The following is a 5,447-nucleotide window of genomic DNA, read 5'->3' as shown; positions in this document are numbered from 1 at the left end:
CGTCGGTATGGGTCACGCGCCAGGGCGAGCTGTGGTTTGGTGGCGAAGACCATGACCGCATCGATCTGCTGGCCGAGAAGAAGAGCTACCAGCCCGGCGAGACCGCCAAGTTCCAGGTGCGCATGCCGTTCCGCTTCGCCACGGCCCTGGTGGCCGTGGAACGTGAGGGCATCATCGACACGCAGGTGGTGCAGCTCAACGGCCAGGACCCCACAGTGAGCCTGAAGGTGCAGCCCGACTGGGGACCCAATGTCTACGTGAGCGTGCTGGCCTTGCGGGGGCGCCTGCGCGAGGTGCCGTGGTACAGCTTCTTCACCTGGGGTTTCAAGGCGCCGCGCGAGTGGTGGACCTCGTTCTGGTACGAAGGCAAGGAATACCAGGCGCCCACGGCGCTGGTGGATCTGTCCAAGCCCGCCTACCGCCTGGGTGTGGCTGAAATTCGCGTGGGCACACAGGCCCACCAAATTGATGTGAAGGTGCAGGCTGACAAGGAGAGCTACGCCGTGCGTGGCAAAGCCCAGGTCACCATCACCGCCACGCTGCCGGGCGGCAAGCCCGCCGCCAATGCCGAAGTGGCCCTGGCCGCCGTGGACCAGGCGCTGCTGGAGCTGATGCCCAACAACAGCTGGAACCTGCTCGAAGCGATGCTGCAGCGCCGCAGCTGGGGTGTGGAGACATCGACCGCGCAGATGGAAATCATCGGCCGGCGCCACTACGGCAAGAAGGCCGTGCCCGCTGGGGGTGGTGGGGGCAAGTCACCCACGCGCGAGTTGCTGGACACTCTGCTGCTGTGGGAGCCCGCACTCAAGCTTGACGCCAACGGCCAGGCCAAGGTGACCGTGCCGCTCAACGATGCACTGACCACCTTCAAGATCGTGGCGGTGGCCGATGCGTCCACCGGGCTGTTTGGCACCGGCAGCACCAGCATCCGCGCCACACAGGATCTGCAGATCATCAGCGGCCTGCCGCCGCTGGTGCGCGAGGACGACCAGTTCCGCGCGCAGATCACGCTGCGCAACACCACCAAGGCCGCCATGAAGGTGGAGGTGGCACCACGCGCCACGTTGCTGGACCTGAAGCCGCAGACCATCGACATCCCGGCCGGAGAGGCGCGTGAGGTGGCCTGGGACGTGACGGCCCCAGCGCAACTGGCGCAAACGCGCGCCGAGGCCATCCTGTGGGAGATCGAAGCCAAGGACCTGGTCAGTGGTGCCCGCGACGCCCTCAAGGCCCGCCAGCGCATCGTGCAGGCGGTGCCGCTCACGGTGCAGCAGGCCACGCTGGTGCAGGTGGACGGTAGCTACAACCTCGATGTGAACCCACCCGCCGACGCATTGCCCGGCCGGGGCGGCCTCAAGATGTCGCTGCAGCCCAAGCTGGCCGAAGGCCTGCCCGGCGTGCGCGACTGGTGGGCGCGCTACCCGTTTGCCTGCCTGGAGCAAAAGACCAGCAAGGCCGTGGGCCTGCGCGACGGCGCGCTGTGGCAGACCGTGGTGGCGCAGTTGCCCACCTACCTCGACAGCGATGGCCTGGCCAATTACTTCCCGCCGCGCGATGGCGACGCCAACCGGGGCAGCGACACCCTCACGGCCTATGTGCTGGCCGCCACGCACGAGGCCGCCAGCATCAACCCCGCGTTTGCCTTGCCCGACGAGGCCCGCGCGCCCATGGAGCGTGGCCTGATCGCGTTTGTGGAAGGCCGCATCCAGCGCAACTTCTGGAGCCCGCGCAAGGACCTGGACATGCGCAAGGTGGCTGCGCTCGAAGCGCTGTCGCGCTACGGCAAGGCCCAGGGCCGCATGGTGAGCAGCATCACCATCGCGCCCAACCAGTGGCCCACCCACACGGTGATCGACTGGGTCAATGTCTTGAAGCGCGTGGCCGATGTGCCCGAGCGCGACAAGCGCCTGGCTGAAGCCCTGCAGATCCTGCGCGCCCGCCTGTCGTTCCAGGGCACCAAGCTCATCTTCAGCAACGAGCAGGACGACTACTGGTGGTGGCTGATGCAGAACGGCGACGTGAACACCGCCCGCCTGATGCTGGCCGTGATGGACGACCCGGCCTGGAAGGACGACATGGGCCGCCTGGCCAACGGCTTCATCAGCCGCCAGCAGGCGGGTGCCTGGCACACCACCACGGCCAACCTGTGGGGCGGCCTGGCGCTGGAAAAATTCAGCGCCAAGTTCGAGGCCACACCCGTGTCGGGCACCACCAAGGCCAGCATGGGCGGCAACACCGCCAGCGTGGACTGGAGCAAGGTGGACCGCGTGAAGGCATCGGACGCCACCGGCGCTCCCAACCAGATCACCTGGTTTGGCGCGCCCGCATCGCCCGGCAACCTGAAGAACAACGGTATGTTCCTGCCATGGTCTAGTGCTGCAGGCAAGACGGGCGGCAAGGAGCAGTTGGCCGTCACGCACCAGGGCCCGGGCAAGCCCTGGCTCACGCTGCAGTCGGTGGCGGCCATCGATCTCAAGGCGCCGTTCGCGGCAGGCTATGCGATCAAGAAGACCATCACGCCGGTGGAGCAGGCCAACAAGTCGCTGCCCGCCGGCCAGTACACACGCGGCGACGTGCTGCGCGTGACGCTGGAGGTCAACGCCACGGCCGACATGACCTGGGTAGCCATCACCGACCCCATCCCGGGCGGGGCCACCATTTTGGGCAGCGGCCTGGGCCGCGACTCCGAGATCGCCACACAAGGCGAAAAGAAGACCGGCGCGGGCTGGCCTGCGTTCGAGGAGCGCAGCTTCGAGTCCTTCCGCAGCTACTACGAGTACTTGCCCAAGGGCACCGTCAAGATGGAGTACACCGTGCGCCTGAACAACGCGGGCGACTTTGCGCTGCCACCGAGCCGCGTCGAGGCCATGTATGCGCCCGAGATGTTTGGCGAACTGCCCAACGCACGGGTGAAGGTGCAGGTGGCCAAATAAGCTGCGACGCTCCAACGCCACTCTGTCATAACGCCGCCATGCACCGCCTTGCCCATCGCCCACCCCAGGCCTTCATGCCATGAGCCTCAGCGTCTTTCTGGAGCTGCGGTTCTGGCTGCTGGTGGGGTTCTCGCTGGTGCTGCCGGTGGGCATCTATGCGCTGCTGCTGGTCACCCGGTCGATCTCGCGCTGGGCGGTGCTGGGCTTTGGCGTGGCGCTGGTGCTCATTGCAGGCGTGGATGTGTACCTGCTGCAGTCCATCGCCGCGCAGGCCAAGAGCACGCCGTCGCTGGCCGATGATGCGTGGTTCAGTTCCGAGTTGACGATTGCGCTGTACCTGCTGCCGGTGGTGTTCGGCGGCATCGGCGTCAATCTGATCTCGCACGTGCTGCTGCGCCACCTGACCGAGGCCGAGGGGCGGTTTGACCGTGAGCACTCCGATCGCTGAGCCGTGAGGGGCTTACGATGCTCCGATCCCTTCGTTTTCAGAAAGTCAAACCGCCATGATCCTGGGTCTCGCTGCCAACCGCCTGCACCACCACACCGAAGACGCGGCGCTCTTTGCCTGGTTGCGCGCCTGCGAGGCGGGCATTCGGGAACTGCAGCTGGGGCTGCACGCCGTGGGCCGCACGCACGATGCCATCGTCGCTGCGGGCATGCTGCAGGGGTACCGCCCGCTGGTGCGCTATCCCTACGGGCGCGACGGTGGGCTGATGAAAGTGGTGGCAGAGTTGGTGGGCATGGGGGAAGGGCGCACGCTCGATGGCGCGATTTACCTTACCGACCCCGTGGACCCTTCTTCCATCTTCCCCGAGGCGCTGGCCCTCAAGCGGCAGTGTGTGATCCATGGCAAGCCGTTTCTCTCCACCGTGGCCAGCGCACGGGACTGGATCGAGATGGAGCGCATCCACGCCGGGCTGGCGCCCGACCCACAGGCCGACCGGTTCCATGACCATGGCAACCAGACGCTGGCGCTGATTGCGCACGACGCGTGCAAACAGGCCATGCTCGACTTCGCGGATCGCAACTTTGATGTGCTGTCGCAGTTTCGCCACCGGGTGGCCACTGGCACCACGGGCCAGCGACTGAACGCCCTGGCGTGGAGCAAGGGCTGGCCCGAGGGGCAGCCCTGGGTGCAGCGCTTCAACAGCGGGCCGCTGGGTGGCGACGCGCAGATTGCCGACCTGGTGCTGGAGCGCCGTTGCCACCGCGCTGTTTTCTTCGAGGACCCGCATGTGGCGCGCCAGCACGAGGCTGACATCCAGCTGCTGGAGCGTGCCGTGACCACCGCCACGCACGATGCGGTGTGTGTCACCGTGCCGGCCGTGGCGCAGCGCTGGTGCGACGCCGTGCGCCTGCGCGCGGCGCGCTGATGGCGTTTTTTTTATCTCTGCGCGTTTGTGTTCCTTCCGTTCGCTTCCTTCTTCACCTTGCGCCTGCGAACGCAGGCCGCCGCGCTGGTGCTGGCGGCCTGCGCCTCGGGCGCCTGGGCCATCCCCACGTTTGACGAGGTGCGCGCGGACTTCAAGCCCTCGGACACCCTGATCCTCTCGCGCGAAGGCGAGGTGCTGCAGCGCTTGCGCACCGATGCCACCGTGCGGCGCGGCCAGTGGGTGCCGCTGGCCGACGTGTCGCCCGCGCTGCGCCAGGCGCTGGTGCTGAGCGAGGACAAGCGCTTTTTTGAACACAGCGGCGTGGACTGGCGTGCGGCGTCGGCGGCTGCCTGGGGCAACCTGTGGAACCAGCGCACACGCGGGGCCAGCACCATCACCATGCAGCTCGCGGGCCTGCTCGACGGTGACTGGCGCCAGGGCCCCGGGGGGCGCACGGTGGTGCAGAAGGTCGGCCAGACGGTGGCTGCCCAGGTGCTGGACCGGCGCTGGCGCAAGGACCAGATCCTGGAGGCGTACCTCAACCTCGTGCCGTTTCGCAGCGAGCTGGTGGGCATCGACGCCCTGAGCCGCACCCTGTTTGACAAGGCGGCCCACGGTCTGGACGACCGCGAAGCCGCAGTGGCAGCGGCCCTGGTGCGCGCGCCTAATGCCCGGCCCGCACTGGTGGCGCAGCGCGCTTGCGGGGTGCTGCGCGACATGCAGCAGCGCCCCTCCACCCCCACCTTGCCTGCTGCACCAGCGGCGCGCGTGGACTGCGATGCGCTGGACCTGTTCACCACGGCCGCCCTGCAGCGCCGCGCGTTCGATGCGAGCGAAGGCGTGGCGCCGCACTTTGCGCGCTACCTGCTGCGCCAGCGGGACAAGGACAGCGCCGTGCCCGAGCGGGTGACCAGCACCCTGCGCGCACCGTTGCAGCGTTTTGCCATGCAGAGCCTGCAGCAGCACCTGCGCGAACTGCGGGGGCGCCATGTGGAAGACGGCGCGGTGCTGGTGCTGGACAACGCCACTGGCGCGGTGCTGGCCTGGGTGGGGTCATCCGGCCAGCTCAGCCAGGCCAGCGAGGTCGATGGGGTGCTGGCATTGCGCCAGCCGGGCTCCACGCTCAAGCCGTTCTTGTACG

Annotated in this window: 4 protein-coding genes; all 4 read left to right on the top strand. The window is 67.8% G+C overall.

The window, feature by feature from the left end; genetic code table 11:
- Window positions 1-2,933, top strand: a 2,933-nt coding sequence (locus DBR23_RS31845) for an alpha-2-macroglobulin family protein (RefSeq protein WP_304466245.1), incomplete at its 5' end; no start/stop codon positions are given.
- A gap of 79 nt (window positions 2,934-3,012) precedes the next feature.
- Window positions 3,013-3,381 (top strand): hypothetical protein, encoded by a 369-nt coding sequence (locus DBR23_RS25820; RefSeq protein WP_015013149.1) that lies wholly within the window; start codon window positions 3,013-3,015, stop codon window positions 3,379-3,381.
- A gap of 55 nt (window positions 3,382-3,436) precedes the next feature.
- Window positions 3,437-4,306 (top strand): methylglyoxal synthase, encoded by an 870-nt coding sequence (locus DBR23_RS25815; RefSeq protein WP_108499990.1) that lies wholly within the window; start codon window positions 3,437-3,439, stop codon window positions 4,304-4,306.
- A gap of 57 nt (window positions 4,307-4,363) precedes the next feature.
- The coding region (locus DBR23_RS31840) for a transglycosylase domain-containing protein (protein ID WP_369882168.1) at window positions 4,364-5,447 on the top strand (1,084 nt) is incomplete at its 3' end.

The organism is Acidovorax sp. HMWF018 (assembly GCF_003061035.1).
Lineage (GTDB): Bacteria > Pseudomonadota > Gammaproteobacteria > Burkholderiales > Burkholderiaceae_C > Acidovorax > Acidovorax delafieldii.
This window is presented reverse-complemented; position numbering and strand designations above follow the sequence as displayed.

Excerpts from the sequence above, each read along its gene's own strand:
- DBR23_RS25815 (WP_108499990.1), top strand. The coding sequence starts at position 3,437 with ATGATCCTGGGTCTCGCTGCCAACCGCCTGCACCACCACACCGAAGAC.
- DBR23_RS25820 (WP_015013149.1), top strand. The coding sequence starts at position 3,013 with ATGAGCCTCAGCGTCTTTCTGGAGCTGCGGTTCTGGCTGCTGGTGGGG.